Source organism: Mycobacterium sp. URHB0044 (genome assembly GCF_000620625.1).
In the GTDB taxonomy this organism is placed as follows: Bacteria; Actinomycetota; Actinomycetes; order Mycobacteriales; family Mycobacteriaceae; genus Mycobacterium.
Genome location: NZ_JIAW01000002.1, coordinates 31,511 through 48,961 on the forward strand (window position 1 = coordinate 31,511; position 17,451 = coordinate 48,961).

At 67.1% G+C, this 17,451-nt stretch carries 19 protein-coding genes; 13 read left to right on the forward strand and 6 right to left on the reverse strand.

The genetic code is table 11. The annotated features are described in order from the left end of the window. Positions 1 to 3 precede the first annotated feature (3 nt). The 4 genes from ispG to N536_RS0104155 all read left to right on the forward strand — a co-directional run bounded on the left by ispG (position 4) and on the right by N536_RS0104155 (position 4,720). Entirely contained in the window at positions 4 to 1,161 is a 1,158-nt protein-coding gene (gene ispG / locus N536_RS0104140; RefSeq protein WP_197040065.1) for a flavodoxin-dependent (E)-4-hydroxy-3-methylbut-2-enyl-diphosphate synthase, read from the forward strand. 58 nt (positions 1,162 to 1,219) lie between these two features. Continuing rightward, a complete protein-coding gene (locus N536_RS0104145; protein ID WP_029112444.1) occupies positions 1,220 to 2,074 on the forward strand; it encodes a GNAT family N-acetyltransferase in 855 nt (284 codons plus the stop codon). Between the two features lie 175 nt (positions 2,075 to 2,249). Beyond that, on the forward strand, positions 2,250 to 4,073 hold the full coding sequence (locus N536_RS0104150; RefSeq protein WP_029112445.1) for a penicillin-binding transpeptidase domain-containing protein: 1,824 nt from the start codon (positions 2,250 to 2,252) through the stop codon (positions 4,071 to 4,073). A 32-nt stretch (positions 4,074 to 4,105) separates the two neighbouring features. Then, the gene (locus N536_RS0104155) at positions 4,106 to 4,720 is read left to right on the forward strand and encodes a DUF1707 domain-containing protein (protein ID WP_051574243.1); all 615 of its coding nucleotides are present in this window, start codon (positions 4,106 to 4,108) and stop codon (positions 4,718 to 4,720) included. Positions 4,721 to 4,751: 31 nt separating this feature from the next. On the opposite strand, the gene N536_RS0104160 is transcribed toward N536_RS0104155, so the two are convergent. From N536_RS0104160 to N536_RS0104175, 4 genes are all read right to left on the reverse strand, one after another. Next, positions 4,752 to 5,135, reverse strand: coding sequence for a DUF4267 domain-containing protein (locus N536_RS0104160; RefSeq protein WP_029112447.1), 384 nt, complete (start codon positions 5,133 to 5,135; stop codon positions 4,752 to 4,754). After that, positions 5,132 to 5,263, reverse strand: coding sequence for a hypothetical protein (locus tag N536_RS43305; protein WP_255358399.1), 132 nt, complete (start codon positions 5,261 to 5,263; stop codon positions 5,132 to 5,134). The genes N536_RS0104160 and N536_RS43305 overlap by 4 nt, the downstream gene beginning before the upstream one ends. Before the next feature lie 43 nt (positions 5,264 to 5,306). Beyond that, on the reverse strand, positions 5,307 to 5,783 hold the full coding sequence (locus tag N536_RS0104170) for a DUF1772 domain-containing protein (protein WP_029112448.1): 477 nt from the start codon (positions 5,781 to 5,783) through the stop codon (positions 5,307 to 5,309). Between the two features lie 244 nt (positions 5,784 to 6,027). Further along, positions 6,028 to 6,414, reverse strand: coding sequence for a PaaI family thioesterase (locus tag N536_RS0104175; RefSeq protein WP_029112449.1), 387 nt, complete (start codon positions 6,412 to 6,414; stop codon positions 6,028 to 6,030). An 80-nt stretch (positions 6,415 to 6,494) separates the two neighbouring features. Here N536_RS0104175 and map point away from each other — a divergent pair, with 80 nt between their 5' ends. The 4 genes from map (at position 6,495) to N536_RS0104195 (ending at position 10,205) form a co-directional block, all read left to right on the forward strand. Beyond that, on the forward strand, positions 6,495 to 7,355 hold the full coding sequence (map, locus tag N536_RS0104180) for a type I methionyl aminopeptidase (RefSeq protein WP_029112450.1): 861 nt from the start codon (positions 6,495 to 6,497) through the stop codon (positions 7,353 to 7,355). 48 nt (positions 7,356 to 7,403) lie between these two features. Continuing rightward, positions 7,404 to 8,912, forward strand: coding sequence for a cobyric acid synthase (locus tag N536_RS0104185; protein ID WP_029112451.1), 1,509 nt, complete (start codon positions 7,404 to 7,406; stop codon positions 8,910 to 8,912). Next, entirely contained in the window at positions 8,909 to 9,577 is a 669-nt protein-coding gene (locus tag N536_RS0104190) for a hypothetical protein (protein WP_029112452.1), read from the forward strand. The genes N536_RS0104185 and N536_RS0104190 overlap by 4 nt, the downstream gene beginning before the upstream one ends. A 64-nt stretch (positions 9,578 to 9,641) precedes the next feature. Further along, positions 9,642 to 10,205: an alpha/beta fold hydrolase gene (locus N536_RS0104195; RefSeq protein ID WP_029112453.1), complete on the forward strand. Its 564-nt coding sequence runs from the start codon at positions 9,642 to 9,644 to the stop codon at positions 10,203 to 10,205. Between the two features lie 16 nt (positions 10,206 to 10,221). Here N536_RS0104195 and N536_RS0104200 read toward each other — a convergent pair whose 3' ends face one another. Continuing rightward, the gene (locus N536_RS0104200; protein ID WP_029112454.1) at positions 10,222 to 11,799 is read right to left on the reverse strand and encodes an amino acid permease; all 1,578 of its coding nucleotides are present in this window, start codon (positions 11,797 to 11,799) and stop codon (positions 10,222 to 10,224) included. Positions 11,800 to 12,014: 215 nt separating this feature from the next. On the opposite strand from N536_RS0104200, the gene N536_RS0104205 reads away from it, so the two are divergent. From N536_RS0104205 to N536_RS0104225, 5 genes are read left to right on the forward strand one after another with little or no spacing between them, the layout of a single operon-like run. Beyond that, the gene (locus tag N536_RS0104205; protein ID WP_029112455.1) at positions 12,015 to 13,364 is read left to right on the forward strand and encodes a glutamine synthetase family protein; all 1,350 of its coding nucleotides are present in this window, start codon (positions 12,015 to 12,017) and stop codon (positions 13,362 to 13,364) included. Then, entirely contained in the window at positions 13,351 to 14,088 is a 738-nt protein-coding gene (locus N536_RS0104210; RefSeq protein WP_029112456.1) for a gamma-glutamyl-gamma-aminobutyrate hydrolase family protein, read from the forward strand. Before N536_RS0104205 ends, N536_RS0104210 begins: the two co-directional genes overlap by 14 nt. Then, positions 14,085 to 15,452, forward strand: a complete 1,368-nt coding sequence (locus tag N536_RS0104215) for an aldehyde dehydrogenase (protein ID WP_029112457.1) — start codon at positions 14,085 to 14,087, stop codon at positions 15,450 to 15,452. The genes N536_RS0104210 and N536_RS0104215 overlap by 4 nt, the downstream gene beginning before the upstream one ends. After that, positions 15,453 to 16,235: a 3-oxoacyl-ACP reductase gene (locus tag N536_RS0104220; RefSeq protein ID WP_197040066.1), complete on the forward strand. Its 783-nt coding sequence runs from the start codon at positions 15,453 to 15,455 to the stop codon at positions 16,233 to 16,235. Positions 16,236 to 16,238: 3 nt separating this feature from the next. Then, complete coding sequence (locus N536_RS0104225) at positions 16,239 to 16,964, forward strand: FadR/GntR family transcriptional regulator (protein WP_029112459.1); 726 nt, start codon at positions 16,239 to 16,241, stop codon at positions 16,962 to 16,964. 78 nt (positions 16,965 to 17,042) lie between these two features. Here the strand turns inward: N536_RS0104225 and N536_RS0104230 are convergent, their stop codons facing one another. Beyond that, positions 17,043 to 17,447: a hypothetical protein gene (locus tag N536_RS0104230; protein WP_029112460.1), complete on the reverse strand. Its 405-nt coding sequence runs from the start codon at positions 17,445 to 17,447 to the stop codon at positions 17,043 to 17,045. Positions 17,448 to 17,451: the final 4 nt, after the last annotated feature.

Here is a 17,451-nt window from a genome sequence, read left to right on the forward strand (position 1 = left end):
GCCATGACGACATCCATCGGGCTGGGCATGCCTGCCCCGCCCCCTCCGACCCTGGCGCCGCGGCGCAAGACCCGCCAGTTGATGGTGGGCGACGTCGGCGTCGGCAGCGACTACCCGATCGCGGTGCAGTCGATGTGCACCACGAAGACCCACGACATCAACGCGACGCTGCAGCAGATCGCCGAACTGACCGCCTCGGGGTGCGACATCGTCCGCGTGGCCTGCCCGCGCCAGGAGGACGCCGACGCATTGCCCGCGATCGCGAAGAAGTCTCAGATCCCGGTCATCGCCGACATCCACTTCCAGCCCAAGTACATCTTCGCCGCGATCGACGCCGGTTGCGCGGCCGTGCGGGTCAACCCCGGCAACATCAAGGAGTTCGACGGGCGGGTCAAGGAGGTCGCGAAGGCGGCCGGTGCCGCGGGAATCCCGATCCGGATCGGCGTCAACGCCGGCTCGCTAGATCAGCGGATGATGAAGAAGTACGGCAAGGCCACCCCGGAGGCGTTGGTCGAGTCCGCGCTGTGGGAAGCCTCGCTGTTCGAGGAGCACGGCTTCGGCGACATCAAGATCAGCGTCAAGCACAACGATCCCGTCGTCATGGTCGCCGCCTACGAGCAGCTGGCAGCGCAGTGCGACTATCCGCTGCACCTCGGTGTCACCGAGGCGGGCCCGGCGTTCCAGGGCACCATCAAGTCCGCAGTCGCGTTCGGCGCCTTGCTGTCTCGCGGCATCGGCGACACCATCCGGGTGTCGTTGTCGGCGCCGCCCGTCGAGGAGATCAAGGTCGGCAACCAGATCCTCGAGTCGTTGAATCTGCGCCCGCGTGGGCTGGAGATCGTGTCGTGTCCGTCGTGCGGGCGCGCCCAGGTCGACGTCTACACGCTGGCCAACGCGGTGTCCGCCGGGCTCGACGGCTTGGACTTCCCGCTGCGGGTGGCCGTGATGGGCTGCGTAGTCAACGGGCCAGGTGAGGCACGCGAGGCGGACCTCGGTGTCGCGTCGGGCAACGGCAAGGGCCAGATCTTCGTCAGGGGCGAGGTCATCAAGACGGTGCCCGAGTCGCAGATCGTGGAGACCCTGATCGAGGAGGCAATGCGCATCGCCGAGGAGCGCACTTCCGATGATGCGAGCGGTTCGCCCATCGTGACCGTAAGCTGAGGTCGACCCCTGTGAGCGGGGTCACCTCACTCCGAGGGTTGTTGTAGAAAGAGTCATCATGTCGGCCCCTCCGCTGTTCCGCCTCGCCGACGAGCGACGCGTGACCGTGGTGCGCGATGCCGCCGTGGTTGGCCAGGTGCTCAACGAGGACCCCGTCGGTACGTGCATGGTCGCCTCGCGGGTCGCCGATCACGGTGTCGACCCGACCGCCATCGGGGGAGAGCTGTGGACGAGGCGCCGTCCCAGCGAATCGCTGTGCTACGCCGGGCCGAACCTCATCCCGCTGCGTGGCGACATCGGTGATTTGAACGCGTTCGCCGACAAGGCGATGGGAACCGCCCGCCGCTGCTCGTCGCTGGTCGGCCGCGCCGAGTTGGTCATGCCGATGTGGCATCGGCTGGAGAACGCCTGGGGTCCGGCCCGCGACGTGCGGGAGCATCAGCCTCTGATGGCACTCGACGGTCCGCCACAGTGTCCGATCGATCCCGCCGTGCGCCCCGTCCGAATGGACGAACTCGACGCGTACCTGGTAGCTGCCATCGACATGTTCATCGGCGAAGTCGGTGTCGATCCCCGCCTCGGGGACGGTGGTCGCGGCTATCGGCGTCGGGTGGCCGGTCTGATCGCCGCGGGCCGCGCGTGGGCGCGCTTCGAGCGCGGCGAAGTCGTGTTCAAGGCGGAAGTCGGCTCGCAATCGCCGGCCGTCGGCCAGATCCAGGGCGTGTGGGTGCATCCGGACTCCCGCGGGCGAGGCCTGGGTGCTGCGGGCACCGCCACGCTCGCTGCCGCCGTCGTCCGCAGCGGCCGCACTGCGAGCCTGTACGTCAACAGCTTCAACACCGTCGCCCGAGCCACCTACGCGCGAATCGGTTTTCGCGAGGTCGGCACGTTCGCCACGGTGCTGCTCGACTGACAGCCGTCGGTCTGATCCCCTCGCCGAGACGGCGCACATGGTCGTTGCGCGCGCCGTTGAACGACGAGGAATTCCATTTCGGCGCAATGGTCGCCGTGGGTTGTCGGATTAGTCACGGTCCGGTCTCGGTGCGCCTCCGCCGAATCGTGCCGTCACGCTCATAACATTTGCCCCAATGGCAACACGAACCTCATCCGCATCACGGGTCGCCAGTCTGCTGACGGTGACCATCGTCATCGGGGCCGCCGGCGCGCTGAGTGCGTGCACGCCGAAACCCAACGGGCCCGAACCGACCGCCGAGGCCTTCTTCGCGGCCCTCGCGACGGGCAACACCGGCGCCGCCGCCGACCTCAGCGACAAGCCCGCCGACGCGCAGGCCGCGCTCAACGAGGCCTGGTCGGGGCTGCAGGCCACCGGCCTGGACGCCCAGATCCTCAGCTCCAAGTACGCCGAGGACACCGGCAGCGTGACGTACCGATACACCTGGCACCTGCCGAAGAAGCGCACCTGGACCTATGACGGGCAGCTCAACATGGTCCGCGACGAGGGCAAGTGGGAAGTCCGTTGGAGCGCAACCGGATTGCACCCGAACCTCGGCGAGCATCAGACGTTCGCGCTGCGGGCCGACCCGCCACGGCGGGCGTCGGTCAACGAGCGCGGCGGCAGCGACGTGTTGGTGCCCGGTTACCTGTACCACTACGCGCTGGACGCCAGGGCCGCAGGCGGCGACCTCATGCCGACCGCCGTGGCCGTGGCCGATGCCTTGCGTCCCTTCGACGACACCATCGACGCGCAACGCCTCGCCGAGCAGGCCAGTTCCTCGCCGAAGCCGTTCGATCTGATCACGCTGCGCCAGGCCGACCGCGACCGCGTGGCGGCCGCCATCGGCAACCGGCCGGGCGTGATCATCACCCCTCAGGCCGAATTGCTGCCGACCGACGATCGCTTCGCTCCGGCGATCATCAGCCAGGTGAAGCAGTCCGTGCTGGACGAACTCGACGGCGAAGCAGGCTGGCGCGTCGTCAGCGTCAACCAGAACGGCGCCGAAGTCGACGTGCTCAACGAGGTGCAGGGTGCGCCTGCGCCATCGGTGACGATCAGCCTGGACCGGGCCGTGCAGGACTCGGCGCAGGACGCCGTCAACATGGTCGGCCGCAAGGCGATGATCGTGGCGATCAAACCGTCCACCGGCGAAATCCTCGCCGTCGCGCAGAATGCCGCTGCCGACGCCGACGGGCCGGCTGCCACCACCGGGCTCTACCCGCCCGGTTCGACGTTCAAGATCGTCACGGCCGGCGCAGCGATCGACCGCGACATGGCCACCCCCAACACACTGTTGGGCTGCCCCGGGCACATGGACATCGGCCAGCGCACGATCCCCAACTACGGCGGCTTCGATCTGGGCACCGTGCCGATGTCGCGGGCGTTCGCGAGTTCGTGCAACACCACGTTCGCGGAGTTGGCCAGCAGGATGCCGCCGAAGGGCCTGACCACCGCCGCCGCTCAATACGGCATCGGCACGGACTACGTGGTCGACGGCATCACGACCGTGACCGGTTCGGTGCCGCCGACGGTGAATCTCACCGAACGCACCGAAGACGGTTTCGGCCAGGGCAAGGTGCTCGTCAGCCCGTTCGGCATGGCATTGGCCGCCGCGACCGTCGCTGCCGGGAAAACCCCTGTGCCCCAATTGATCGAGGGTCGCCAGACCGAGGTGTCCGCAGACGTTCCGCCGATCTCGCCGAAGATGATCGACGGCCTGCGGCCGATGATGCGGCTGGTGGTGACCAACGGCACCGCGAAGGATCTGCAAGACGCAGGCGACGTGCGCGGCAAGACCGGTGAGGCCGAGTTCGAGGGCGGTTCACACGCGTGGTTCGCCGGATACCGCGGTGACCTCGCCTTCGCCGCGCTGATCGTCGGGGGAGGCAGCTCGGAATACGCGGTGCGGATGTGCAAGGACATGCTCAACGGACTGCCCCCCGACTACCTCGCCTGAGTAGCCTGGTCCCTGAAAGGGGACGGGCTCACATGACCATTGGCAATCCTGGCTCCAGCAGCAACTCCGGTGCGAACGCCGAAGTGGCCGCGCTGCGCATCTCGGATGCCGACCGCAACGGCACGCAACGCCGGCTGCACAACGCCGTGGCGCTCGGCTTGATCGACATCGACGAGTTCGAAGAACGGTCGGTCGCGGTATCGCATGCCCGGCTGCACTCCGAACTCGCGGCCCTGGTCGAGGATCTGCCGGGGCCCGGTGCGATCGTCACCACCGCGACCGACCGCGTCGAGCTGCGGGGTGTGTTGGGATCGCTGAAGCGCCAAGGGGAGTGGGTGGTGCCGACCCGCCTGGCGCTGGTTCGGCGCATGGGCTCCATCGATCTGGATCTGACGAAGGCGCGCTTCGCCGGCCCAATCGTGGTGATCGAGTTGGACGTGAAGTTCGGCTCGGTAGACATCCGGTTGCCGGACGGTGCGAGCGCGTCGATCGACGACGTCGAGGTGATCGTCGGCAGCGCACGCGATCACCGCAAGGACGCGCCCGCCGACGGGCGGCCGCACGTGATCCTCACCGGGCGAAGCGTCTGCGGTTCGATCGACATCCGCGGGCCGCGCCGGTCGTGGTTCGGCCGCGACCGGGGTTAGTCAGCGCCGTTCGAGCACTCCTCCGCTTCGTTTAGGAGACGAGTAGCAGTGCGGATGTGATGAGCATGATGGCGGCGGTGGCGCCGTGGATTCCCCAGGCAATGGATTTGGGGCCACCGTTGCTGAGCACGATGGCGGTGTCGGCGAGCGGAATGATGGTGGCGGCCAGGATTACCCAGCCCAGTAGGTGGGTGGCTCCTGCGACCATCAGGATGATGACGAACAGTCCCGATGCGATGTCGCGAATGCCCTTGATGCTCGTGTAGGCGCCGACGGATGCCTGGCCAAGGTCGAGTTGTATGCCGTATCCGGCGGCCGCGGCGCGCGGGGCGACGAGGAATCGTACGCCGATGACGATGATGGCCGCGGCGATGACTCCGGCGAGTGTGTAGCCGATCGCGGTGAGGATGTTCATGGGCGTACTCCTGCGTGTGGCTGGTGAATTGGTGAGAATGGCGTCGGGTCGAGCAGTACCGACTGAACGTCGGTGATGTCGTCGACGTCGAAGCCGGCCATGTCGGCGGCGAATTCTGGACTGGTCATGACTTGCTGGGTGAGTTGGTGACAGTGGTGGCGTTGGGGAGTGTCAGAGCATCAGCGCCACGCATAGGCCGGCCACTGCTAGACCTTGCAGGCCCGCGCGAACCACGATGATCGAGTCCCACTTTGCTTGCAGCGCACGCCCGTTCAGCAGTGTATGGCCGGCGCCGGCGGCTGCGGTCAATTGCCGATTGATGGGTGCGCTCACCCGTGTGTAGAGCACGAGCCAGACCACCAGCAGGACGAGGGCGGCGGCTGCCGCGATGGCCTGTGCCCAGTGTCCGGCCACCACCGCCAGCACCGCGGTGGTGGCAGTGGCCAGCACCCCGAGCGCCCCGGGCACCGGCATGCGTCGGTCGCCGTAGCGATGCACGCTTCCCGTGAGCGCGACCAGGGCGCTGTCGTCGACGGCGGCCAGGGCCGGTCGCAGCACGATCGCGCAGAACACGTCGGTGCCGTAGACCACCGCGGTTGCGAGCACCGCGAGCAGTGCGGCGGCGCGGGTGATGAGATCCAGCTCCATGTCATGACTCCTCTTCGGGGCAACTGCTAGCAACGCTAACCCTGAGCCTATGCGGTGTCAATAGCAGTGCTAGGGTTCCTATCGCTGCTAAAGGGAGACATGGCGAGCGATGATCGGCGTGAGCGTGAGGGGACTGGCCACCCTCAGTCGTGCTGGTCGACTACGCCCTGCGACGACGCAGGCCATCTTTCAACTGTTCGTCGAACAGCTCACCGGCACGCGACGTCCGGCGACAGGGAGCCGGTCAGCGGCGCTCGAGCACCGCGAAGGACAGCGTCGCGCGCGCGGCAAGCCGGTCGCGGCCCGCATCCGTGACGTCGACGGACGTGACGATCAATCGTCTGCCGGCTCGCACGATCGTGGCCTCCGCCCGCGCGGGTCCGACCACGATGGGGGCCAGGAAGTGGACGTTCATGTCCGCGGTGGTGACGTCCTGGTCGGAGCCGACGAGGTTGCCCGCCAACCGCCCTGCCGCGATGTCGATCAGCGTGGCCAGCAGTCCGCCCTGCAGCGCGCCGCGGATGTTGGTCAGATCGGGCCGGTTGTCCATCTCGATGACGATCCGATCGGCGGAGTCGACCACGTCGCGCATGCCCAGCTGGCCCAGGAGATGTCCGGGCGTGACGTCCATGGGAGTCGACTCACTTAGCATGACTCACGATATCATTCTCAATTTAAGAGAGTGACGTTCTCCTAGCTATTCTAGGTGTCATGCCCGTTCGCACCGCACTCCGTTCTGGAGACTTGTCGCCGACGCTTTCGGTACCCAAGTCGATTCCGCGCCCGGAGTACGCCTGGAAGCCGACCGTGCAGGAGGGCACCGAACCCTGGGTGCAGACGCCCGAGGTGATCGAGAAGATGCGGGTCGCCGGACGGATCGCGGCGGGCGCTCTGGCCGAGGCCGGCAAGGCCGTCGCGCCGGGGGTCACCACCGACGAACTCGATCGGATCGCCCACGACTACATGGTCGACAACGGTGCGTACCCGTCGACGCTGGGCTACAAGGGTTTCCCGAAGTCGTGCTGCACGTCGCTCAACGAGATCATTTGTCACGGCATCCCCGACTCGACGGTCGTGGAGGACGGCGACATCGTCAACATCGACGTCACCGCCTACATCGATGGCGTGCACGGCGACACCAACGCCACCTTCCTGGCGGGCGACGTCTCCGAGGAGCACCGGTTGCTCGTCGAGCGCACCCACGAAGCGACGATGCGGGCGATCAAGGCGGTCAAGCCCGGACGTTCGTTGTCGGTGGTGGGCAGGGTCATCGAGTCGTACGCGAATCGCTTCGGCTACAACGTGGTTCGCGACTTCACCGGCCACGGCATCGGCACCACCTTCCACAACGGGTTGGTCGTGCTGCACTACGACCAGCCCGCCGTCGATACCGTGCTGGAGCCCGGGATGACGTTCACCATCGAGCCGATGATCAACCTCGGCTCGCTGGACTACGAGATTTGGGACGACGGCTGGACGGTCGCCACCAAGGACAAGAAGTGGACCGCGCAGTTCGAGCACACGCTGGTGGTCACCGAGGACGGCGCAGACATCCTGACGCTGGTCGACTGATCTGACGCCGACAGTGCGGTTTCGTACGCGACGCGCCGGTCTGGGCGTATGAATCCGCACACTGGCGGCGCGCTGCTGGTCGCAGGCACCACGTCGGATGCCGGAAAGTCGATGGTCGTCGCCGGGCTGTGCCGACTTTTGTCGCGCAAGGGCATTCGCGTCGCGCCGTTCAAGGCGCAGAACATGTCCAACAACTCGGCGGTCACCGTCGACGGCGGCGAGATCGGCCGCGCCCAGGCCATGCAGGCACGCGCCGCGGGATTGGCGCCCAGTGTCCGGTTCAACCCGATCCTGCTCAAACCCGGCGGCGACCGCACGTCGCAACTGGTCATCCGAGGCAGGGTCGCTGGATCGGTCGCCGCCGCCGACTACTTCCAGCACCGCACTGAGCTAGCGGCAGTGGTGGCCGATGAACTCGCTTCGCTGCGAGGCGAATTCGACGCCGTGATCTGTGAGGGCGCCGGCTCACCGGCCGAGATCAACCTGCGCGCAACCGATCTGGCCAACATGGGTTTGGCCCGCGCGGCTGACCTGCCCGTCCTGCTGGTCGGCGACATCGACCGGGGCGGGCTGCTCGCGCACCTCTTCGGCACCGTCGCCGTGCTCGAACCGGACGACCAGCGCCTCATCGCCGGCTTCGTGGTCAACAAGTTCCGTGGCGATCCCGCCCTGCTGGCACCCGGGCTGGAGCAGCTGCGTCTGCTCACCGGCCGTCCCACCTACGGCGTCATTCCGTACAGCGACGGCTTGTGGCTGGACGCCGAGGACTCGTTGTCGGTGCACGCGCACCGTGTGGTGGGGGAGTCGCAACCGCCGCGGGGGTCGGAGTGGCTGAGGGTGGCGGCCATCCGATTTCCGCGCATCTCCAACTCCACCGACGTCGAGGCGCTCGCCTGCGAACCCGGTGTGCTGGTGCGCTGGGTCACCGAACCCTCCGATCTGGCAGACGCCGACGTCGTCGTGCTTCCCGGCAGCAAGGCGACGGTGACCGATCTCGGCTGGCTGCGTTCGAGCGGACTGGCGAACGGGGTTGCCGCGCACGCGGAGTCGGGGAAGCCGGTGCTCGGTGTGTGCGGCGGCCTGCAGATGTTGTGCCGCACCATCGACGACGAGGTGGAATCCGCGACGGGCCGCACCGAGGGCCTCGGTCTGCTCGATGCCGACATCGTCTTCGCGCCGGAGAAGACCCTCAAGCACTGGGAGGAGCCCCTGCACGGCTACGAGATCCACCACGGCCAGCTCACTCGCAGCGCGGAGGCCGACTGGCTCGGTGTCGGGATCCGCCACGGGGCGGTATTCGGCACCCACTGGCACGGACTACTCGACAATGACGACGTCCGCCGCGCGTGGTTGACCGAGGCCGCCGAGGCGGCGGGACGACGGGGTTTCACCGTTGCCGACGACACGGACGTCACCGCGCGCCGCGACGCCCAATTGGATTTGATGGCCGACCTGTTGGCCTCCCACCTCGACGTCGACGCCGTCATGGAACTACTCGAGCGTGGCGCGCCGCGGCGGCCGACCGTGACGTCGGGGCTGAGTAGCCTCGAGACATGATCGGACGGCGAACCGCAGCCGTCGTACTGGCGCTGCTTACCGCCACGTCGTCAGGCTGTGCGCGCGCCATCGAGGGAACCGCGACCTGGCCCGGCGCCCGACTGCAGGCAGCACTGCTGACGCCCGCCGACTTTCCGCCCGGCGTGCAGTACGGCCGCATCACGGACGCCCCTGGCGCCGCCGACGGTGAGGGTGGTCCACCGCCGATGCCGTCGCACCCCGAGGGCTGCACCGACGGGCTCACCCGGGTGATCGCCGAGTCGGCCGAGCGCGGGGCGGGCGCTGCGGCGAAGTACGTCGTCGCCTACGACGGCGCCCGCATCGTGATGACGTTGGTGTCCTGGCAGCTCGACCTCGACGGGCTCGCGGCCGTCGCGGACCGTTGCGCGAACTTTCAGACGTTCTTCGACCCGTCCTCGCAAGGCATCCCGATGACCACCACGCGGCTCGAGACGTCGCGTCCACACGCGCTCGTCTACCAGCAGACGATGCAGCTGGGAACCGAGCGCAGCAGCGCCTTCTTCTCGTTCGAGAACATCGGCCCGTCGGCCTTGTTCGCCATCGCGTTCCCGACTCCGAACCCGGCGGTGACCGCCAAAGCCACGCTGCCGCAGACGTTTCTGGACCTAATCGTCCAGCAGGCGCAACGCCTCGAATTACGCTGACCGCGAAGTGAACGGCGGGTGAAAACCAGCCCACGGACTTGATCAATCCCTGTAGCGTGGCCGAATGCCCTCGACTGTCGTAACCGTCGACGGTTTCCAAGCCGCCGTCGACGTGTCAGGCCCCGACAACGGGTCCGTCGTCGTGGTGCTCGGGGCCGCACACCAGGGGCCGTCGGCGTACGACGCGGTCTGTCAGCGGCTGCACACCGCATCGCTGCGCACCGTCGTGATCGGACCCGACCCACGTCTCAGCGCGAAGTCGGTGATCGGCATCCTGGACAGCCTCGGGGTGCGGTGGGCGCTCCTCGTCGGCGACCGCATCGGCGGCGAGTTGGCCTGGGAACTGGCGGCCTTGCGGTGGGATCGCTTCACCGGTCTGGTGGTGATCGACCGCGGCCATCCGTGCGTCGCCGACCAGGCCGGCGTGATCCGGGACGGTGACTGCCCCCCGGTGGAGGTGAACACCACCGCCCTGGTGAGTACGCCCGCCGCCCGCAACGTGGCCAGGGCCAGTCAGCGCTACGTGTACGGCGACTTCCGGTTGGTCGAACTGCTCGGCAGGCGAAACGCGCAAGAGTCGACGGCGCAGCTGGCCGCCGAGATCGTGCTGCGCACCAGTACCTGGTGATCCCGGCGGCCACCAGCTAGTTCTCGAGGAACACTTCCTCACCCGAGTCGGTCAACTCCACCTGCTTGATCGGACCGGTGAACCAGTTCTTCACCGATGCGTGCCAGTAGATCCACAGCAGGATCAGCACGCCACCCACCAGCAGCGGTGTGTAGTTGACGAACTTCCACTCGAAGCTGGCGTCCCACGGTGCGCCACCGATCGAAGTGGGGAACATCGCGATGATCGACGTGACGACGATTTCGATCAGCGCCACGGGCGCCATCCACTTGTGGTGTCCGCGCAGGTTCCACTTGCCAACGGCGAATGAATCGCCGAGCTTCCAGCGGTAGTAGATCGGCACCGCGAAGCACAGGTAAAGGCCGACCACGCCGATCGACACCACCGCGAAGAACGCGATCGGGACCGGTGCGCCGTTGATGTCCACCTCGACCAGCGCCGGCAGCGTGATGATCGCCGCAATGGTTGCAGTGACCATGACCGCATTCGCTGGCACCTTCTTGGTGCTCAGCTTCGACCACAGTTGGTGTCCCGGTACCGCACGGTCGCGGCTGAACGCGAACAGCATGCGCGACGCGCTGGTCTGGCAGGCGGTCGTGCAGAACAGCTGCCCGGCGGTCGAGATGAGCAGGACGACGGCGACCCACTTGGAATCCATCGCCTGGCTGAAGATGGTCGCGACCGCGCCACCGCCCGCCGTCACGCCGTCGACGTCCTGAACGGCAAACAGAAAGGTGAGCAGCAGGATCCAGCCGCCGATCGCCGAGTAGAAGATCGAGCGCCAGATGCCCTTGGCCGCACCGTCAGCCGCGCTCTTTGTCTCCTCCGACAGGTGCGCGGACGCGTCGTAACCCGTGATCGTGTATTGCGTCAGGATCGCCGACATCGGCAGCACGAAGAACAGGAAGGTAAGGCCCGACGAGGATCCGCCGAAGAAGCCGGTGTTGTTGACGGTCGTGGCGAAGACCGTCGAGAAGCTGGCGTGCTGCTCGGGAATCAGCCACAGGATGACGATGACGCCGGCGGCACCGACGACGTGCCACCAGACCGAGATGTTGTTGATGACCGCGAGGAGGTGCGACGAAAAGATGTTGATCGTCGCGGCTATCACCAGGATGACGAGGAACATGATGAACGTCCTCGTCAGGCTGTAACCGTTCAACCAGGTCTCGCTGAAGGTGCCCAGCGTGAGGTCGAGGAACGTCGCCGACCCGTAGGCGACCGACGCCAGGATGGCGATCAGCCCGATCAGGTTCAGCCAGCCGGTGTAATAGCCGGCCTTCGCCCCTCCGAGCTTGCTGGCCCACCAGTAGATGCCGCCCGACGTGGGATACGCGGACACCAGCTCGGACATGCAGAGTCCGATGATCAGGATGAAGACCGAAATGATCGGCCAGCCCCAGGCGATCGCTGCGGGGCCGCCGTTGTTCCAGCCCAGGCCGAACGACGTGAAACAGCCCGCCAGGATCGAGATGATCGAGAACGAGATGGCGAAGTTCGAGAAGCCGGACCAGGATCGATGCAGTTCCTGGCTGTAGCCGAGCGACGCAAGGTGCTTCTCGTCGTCGTCGAGTAGTTCGTGACCCTCGGGCACGGTGATTTCCCTTCGTTCCGAAGATGCCCACCCCTTGACGCGGCGGGCCACTGCCTAGGCACATTAGAGTGCTATTGGTCTGGTGTCCGACCTTTGGCAGTGACGGTTTGGTAAATCTGCCCAGAGTTCGGCAGGTGGACGGTTTCCAATGGTTGACTTTTCGTCATGACTCACAGAAAGGGCCCGCAATGACGCCATCGGCCCAGCGGTCCGGCATGTTGTCGCAAACGGACCTCGAGAGCCGAGTGGCGGCCGGCGAGATCGACACCGTGATCGTCGCCTTCACCGACATGCAGGGCCGATTGACCGGAAAGCGGATCTCGGCGCGGCTGTTCGTGGACGACGTCGTGGCGCACGGAGCCGAGTGCTGCAACTATCTGCTCGCCGTCGACGTCGACATGAACACCGTCGACGGCTACGCGATGTCCAGCTGGGAAGCGGGCTACGGCGACATGGTGATGACGCCGGACTTCACCACACTGCGTCTCATCCCGTGGCTGCCGGGCACCGCGCTGGTGATGGCCGATCTCGGCTGGCACGACGGCAAGCCGGTGGTGCCCGCCCCGCGCAGCATCCTGCGCCGCCAGCTGGACCGGCTGGCGGATCGCGGCATGACCGCCGTGGCCGCCACGGAACTGGAGTTCATGGTGTTCGACGACTCCTACCGCGCCGCGTGGGCCGCGGGCTACCGGGGCATGACGCCTGCCACCGATTACAACATCGACTACGCGATGCTGGCGTCGACGCGGATGGAGCCGCTGCTGCGCGACATCCGGCTCGGCATGGAGGGTGCGGGGCTGTACTGCGAGGGCGTCAAGGGGGAATGCAATCTCGGACAGCAGGAGATCGGCTTCCGTTACGACGACGCGCTGGTCACCTGTGACAACCACTCCATCTACAAGAACGGTGCCAAGGAGATCGCCGACCAGCACGGCAAGAGCCTGACGTTCATGGCGAAATACGATGAGCGCGAAGGCAACAGCTGCCACATCCACATTTCGTTCCGCGGCGAGGACGGCACGGCGGTGTTCGCCGACGAAGACCAGCCGCGCGGCATGTCGCGGATGTTCCAGAGCTTCATCGCCGGCCAGCTGGCCACGCTGCGCGAGCTCACGCTGTTCTACGCACCGAACATCAACTCCTACAAGCGCTTCGTCGAAGGCAGCTTCGCACCGACTGCGGTGGCGTGGGGGATGGACAACCGGACTTGCGCGCTGCGGGTCGTGGGGCATGGCCACGGCATGCGGATGGAGTGCCGGGCACCCGGTGGCGACGTCAACCAGTACCTTGCCGTCGCCGCCCTGATCGCCGGCGGCCTGCGCGGCATCGATCAGGAGCTCGAACTGCCCGACCCGTGCTCGGGCAACGCCTATACGTCTGGCGCGCAGCGGTTGCCGACCACGCTGGCCGAGGCCGCCGCGCTGTTCGAGGGCTCGGCCGTGGCACGCGAGGCGTTCGGCGACGACGTCGTCGAGCACTACCTGAACAACGCCCGCGTCGAGTTGGCGGCGTTCAACTCCGCCGTCACCGACTGGGAGAGGGTTCGCGGTTTTGAACGGCTCTAGACCTGTCCTGGGCCTGACCACCTACCTGCAGCAGGCGCAGACCGGGGTGTGGGACGTCAAGGCCAGCTTCCTGCCCGCCATCTACGTCGAGGGCGTCACCCTCGCGGGCGGCATCGCCACGCTGCTGCCGCCGCAACCGGTCGACGCCGACATCGCCGACCGGGTACTCGACGGCCTGGACGGCCTGGTGATCACCGGCGGCAGGGACGTCGACCCCGCCACGTACGGGCAAGCGCCGCATCCCTCCACCGATCCGCCTGCCCGCGAACGCGACGCCTGGGAACTCGCGCTCGTCGGGCGCGCCGTCGAACGCGGCATACCGCTGCTCGGGATCTGCCGCGGCGCACAGGTTCTCAACGTGGCACTGGGCGGAACGCTGCATCAGCACCTGCCCGACGTCATCGGTCACAACTGGCATCAGGCCGGCAACGCCGTGTTCAACACGTCCACCATCCAGACCGTGCCCGGTACCCGCCTTGCCGCGCTGATCGGCGAATCCACCGACGCGCAGTGCTACCACCACCAGGCCATCTCCGAGCTCGGCAAGGGACTGATCGCCACCGCGTGGGATCCCGACGGCGTGGTGGAAGCCGTCGAGCTTCCCGGCGAGCAGTTCGTTCTGGCCGTGCAGTGGCATCCCGAGGAACGACTCGACGATCTACGACTGTTCTCCGGTGTCGTGCAGGCGGCGGCGGAGTATGCAACGGAAAGGGCCACCTCTTGACTACCTCGACACTGATCAACCCGGCCACCGAAGAGGAGCTGCGCACCGTCGAACTGCTCGACGTGCCTGCCACCGATGATGCGATCGCCCGCGCGAAGTCCGCGCAGAAGCAGTGGGCCAAGCTGGCGCCCGCCGAGCGGGCCGCCGCATTGCGGTCGTTCGCCGCGGTGGTGGATGCCCACGTCGGCGAATTGGCGGCGCTCGAGGTGACGAACTCCGGGCACGTGATCGGCAACGCCGAGTGGGAGGCCGGTCACGTTCGCGACGTGCTGCAGTTCTACTCGGCCAGCCCGGAACGCATGTCCGGCAAGCAGATTCCCGTCGCCGGTGGCCTGGACGTCACCTTCAACGAGCCGCTCGGCGTCGTCGCCGTCATTGCGCCTTGGAACTTCCCGATGACCATCGCGTCATGGGGTTTCGTGCCCGCCCTGGCCGCCGGCAACGCAGTTCTGGTCAAGCCTGCCGAGATCACCCCGTTGACCACCATGCGGCTGGCCGAACTCGGCCTCGAGGCGGGTCTGCCAGAGGGACTGTTCCAGGTGCTGCCTGGCAAGGGTTCGGTGGTGGGGGAGCGCTTCATCAGTCATCCGGACGTCCGCAAGATCGTCTTCACCGGCTCCACCGAGGTGGGCGTCAAGGTGATGGCGGGCGCCGCGCAGCAGGTGAAGCGCGTGACGCTGGAGCTCGGTGGCAAGAGCGCCAACATCGTGTTCGACGACTGCGATCTCGAGAAGGCCGCGGCCACCGCACCCTACGGAGTGTTCGACAACGCCGGCCAGGACTGCTGCGCGCGCAGCCGAATCCTGGTTCAGCGCAATGTGTACGACCGCTTCATGGAACTGCTCGAGCCCGCGGTGAAGGGCGTCGTCGTTGGCGATCCCGCGTCGCGGGACAGTGAGATGGGCCCGCTGGTCTCGCGTGCGCACTTCGACACCGTGGCGTCCTACGTGCCAAAGGACGCCCCAATAGCATTTCAGGGGTCCGCGCCGTCGGGCCCCGGCTACTGGTTCCCGCCAACGGTTCTCACCCCACATCGAAACGACCGCACGGTCACCGAGGAGATCTTCGGCCCCGTCGTCACCGTGCTGCCGTTCGAGGACGAGGCCGACGCCATCGAGCTGGCCAACGATTCGCCGTACGGGTTGTCCGGGTCCATCTGGACCGACAACCTGTCGAGGGCGATGCGGGTGTCCCGTGCGGTGGAATCCGGCAACCTGTCGGTGAACTCGCATTCCTCGGTGCGCTACAGCACCCCGTTCGGCGGCTTCAAACAATCCGGGCTTGGCCGTGAACTCGGTCCGGACGCGCCACTGCACTTCACGGAAACCAAGAACGTCTTCTTTGCGATAACGGAGAACATCTAGATGGAAAAAGTGGATCTGACCCAACGGCTTTCGGGCAAGGTCGCCGTCATCACCGGCGGCGCCAGCGGCATCGGGCTGGCCACCGCCAAGCGGATGCGGGCCGAGGGCGCCACCATCGTGATCGGTGACATCGACCCGGCGACCGGCAAGTCGGTCGCCGAGGAACTCGACGGCCTGTTCGTCCAGGTCGACGTGGCGGACAAGGAGGCGGTCGACAACCTCTTCGACACGGCCGCCGCGACGTACGGCTCGGTCGACATCGCGTTCAACAACGCGGGCATCTCGCCGCCCGAGGACGACCTGATCGAGAACACCGAACTCGATGCGTGGGAGCGGGTGCAGGACATCAACCTCAAGTCCGTGTACCTGTGCAGCAAGGCCGCGCTGCGGCACATGGTGCCGCAGAAGAGAGGCTCGATCATCAACACGGCGTCGTTCGTCGCGGTGATGGGGTCGGCCACGTCGCAGATCTCCTACACCGCGTCCAAGGGCGGGGTGCTGGCGATGTCGCGGGAGCTGGGAGTGCAGTTCGCCCGGCAGGGCATCCGCGTCAACGCGCTCTGCCCGGGACCGGTGAACACGCCGCTGCTGCAGGAACTGTTCGCCAAGGATCCGGAGCGGGCGGCGCGCCGGCTGGTGCACATTCCGTTGGGCCGGTTCGCCGAGCCCGAGGAGCTCGCCGCGGCGGTCGCGTTCCTGGCCAGCGATGACTCGTCGTTCATCACCGGGTCGACGTTCCTGGTCGACGGCGGCATCAGCTCGGCGTACGTGACGCCGGTGTAAGCCATGACTGCCGACCCGGACGCGCCACAGCCCCGCTCTGAGGCTCTGCTGCGTCCGGTTCGGCTCGGCAATGCTTTCGAAGACACCGTCGGCCGGCTTCTCGAAACCATCCGGCTGGGCCTGCTGGCGCCCGGCGAGTCGCTGCCACCCGAACGCGAACTCGCCACCCGGCTCGGGGTCAGCCGCGACACCGTGCGCGACGCCATCAAGTCGCTCGCCGAGGCGGGCTACCTGGTGTCGCGGCGGGGCCGATACGGCGGCACGTTCCTGGCCGACGAGTTGCCCACCCCGAGCGGCGACGGCAGCGGGTTCAGCCGCGCCGAGATCGACGACGCGCTGCGGCTGCGCGAGATCCTCGAGGTGGGCGCCGCCCGGATGTCCGCGGCCCGGACGCTGGCCGCGACCGAGCGGGAGATGTTGTGGAGCCGGTTGACCGACGTCCGGGGTGCCGCACCGGAGGACTATCGGCGGCTCGACTCGCGCCTGCACCTTGCGATCGCCGAGGCCGCCGGGGCGCCGTCACTGGTGCCGCTGGTCGCCGAGAACCGGATGCGGCTCAACGAACTGCTGGATCACATTCCGCTGCTGGCACGCAACATCGCGCACTCGGACGAACAGCACGAGGCCATCGTGGTAGCGATCCTTGCCGGTGACGGGGAGCGCGCCGCCGAGGTCATGGCCGCACACATCTGGGGCTCCGCGGCCCTGTTGCACGGCTTCCTGGACTAGCTTCCTCCTGGCGCGAGCGTGCGCGTTTGCAGACGACACGCCGCGAAACGACGGCATTTTGCGCACGTTCACGCGTCGTCAGGTGTGGTTGGCCATCCAACTACGGTGCCGCATTGCGGCTTTGCGGGCGGCCTTAGCGAGCTTCTTGTCGGGCAAGTGCCGGCCGAGAGCGTCGAGCACCAGCTCCGTCTCTGGCGCCGGGTGCCGCACCATCCGTTCCACTGCGTCGTACTGGTCGCTGGCGTGCGGTGCTTCGCAGAACATCTCGCACAATTCCTCGGGATCCTCGAGCGAGGCGGCCAGCACGTCGACGAACACACCGATGTCGACGAGGTGGCCAAGTTCCGCTTCGTCCGCCAGACCGCGCGCCATGAGATAGAGGGCGGCTTGGCCTGCCACGGGGCTGTCCAGCAGTTCGCGCACCGCAGCTTGCACCGAGGCGTCGTCGAACAGTTCGAGGGCGCCGAATCCCTTGAGCCGCAAAGCT

Bases quoted from the DNA above. Each gene is read 5' to 3' on its own strand.
- N536_RS0104170 (WP_029112448.1), bottom strand. From the start codon at position 5,783: ATGGAGCTGGATCTCATCACCCGCGCCGCCGCACTGCTCGCGGTGCTC.
- N536_RS0104155 (WP_051574243.1), top strand. From the start codon at position 4,106: ATGACCATTGGCAATCCTGGCTCCAGCAGCAACTCCGGTGCGAACGCC.
- N536_RS0104225 (WP_029112459.1), top strand. From the start codon at position 16,239: ATGACTGCCGACCCGGACGCGCCACAGCCCCGCTCTGAGGCTCTGCTG.
- N536_RS0104160 (WP_029112447.1), bottom strand. From the start codon at position 5,135: ATGAACATCCTCACCGCGATCGGCTACACACTCGCCGGAGTCATCGCC.
- ispG (WP_197040065.1), top strand. From the start codon at position 4: ATGACGACATCCATCGGGCTGGGCATGCCTGCCCCGCCCCCTCCGACC.
- N536_RS0104195 (WP_029112453.1), top strand. From the start codon at position 9,642: ATGCCCTCGACTGTCGTAACCGTCGACGGTTTCCAAGCCGCCGTCGAC.
- N536_RS0104145 (WP_029112444.1), top strand. From the start codon at position 1,220: ATGTCGGCCCCTCCGCTGTTCCGCCTCGCCGACGAGCGACGCGTGACC.
- N536_RS0104185 (WP_029112451.1), top strand. From the start codon at position 7,404: ATGAATCCGCACACTGGCGGCGCGCTGCTGGTCGCAGGCACCACGTCG.
- map (WP_029112450.1), top strand. From the start codon at position 6,495: ATGCCCGTTCGCACCGCACTCCGTTCTGGAGACTTGTCGCCGACGCTT.
- N536_RS0104150 (WP_029112445.1), top strand. From the start codon at position 2,250: ATGGCAACACGAACCTCATCCGCATCACGGGTCGCCAGTCTGCTGACG.
- N536_RS0104205 (WP_029112455.1), top strand. From the start codon at position 12,015: ATGTTGTCGCAAACGGACCTCGAGAGCCGAGTGGCGGCCGGCGAGATC.
- N536_RS0104175 (WP_029112449.1), bottom strand. From the start codon at position 6,414: ATGGACGTCACGCCCGGACATCTCCTGGGCCAGCTGGGCATGCGCGAC.
- N536_RS0104220 (WP_197040066.1), top strand. From the start codon at position 15,453: ATGGAAAAAGTGGATCTGACCCAACGGCTTTCGGGCAAGGTCGCCGTC.
- N536_RS43305 (WP_255358399.1), bottom strand. From the start codon at position 5,263: ATGACCAGTCCAGAATTCGCCGCCGACATGGCCGGCTTCGACGTCGAC.
- N536_RS0104190 (WP_029112452.1), top strand. From the start codon at position 8,909: ATGATCGGACGGCGAACCGCAGCCGTCGTACTGGCGCTGCTTACCGCC.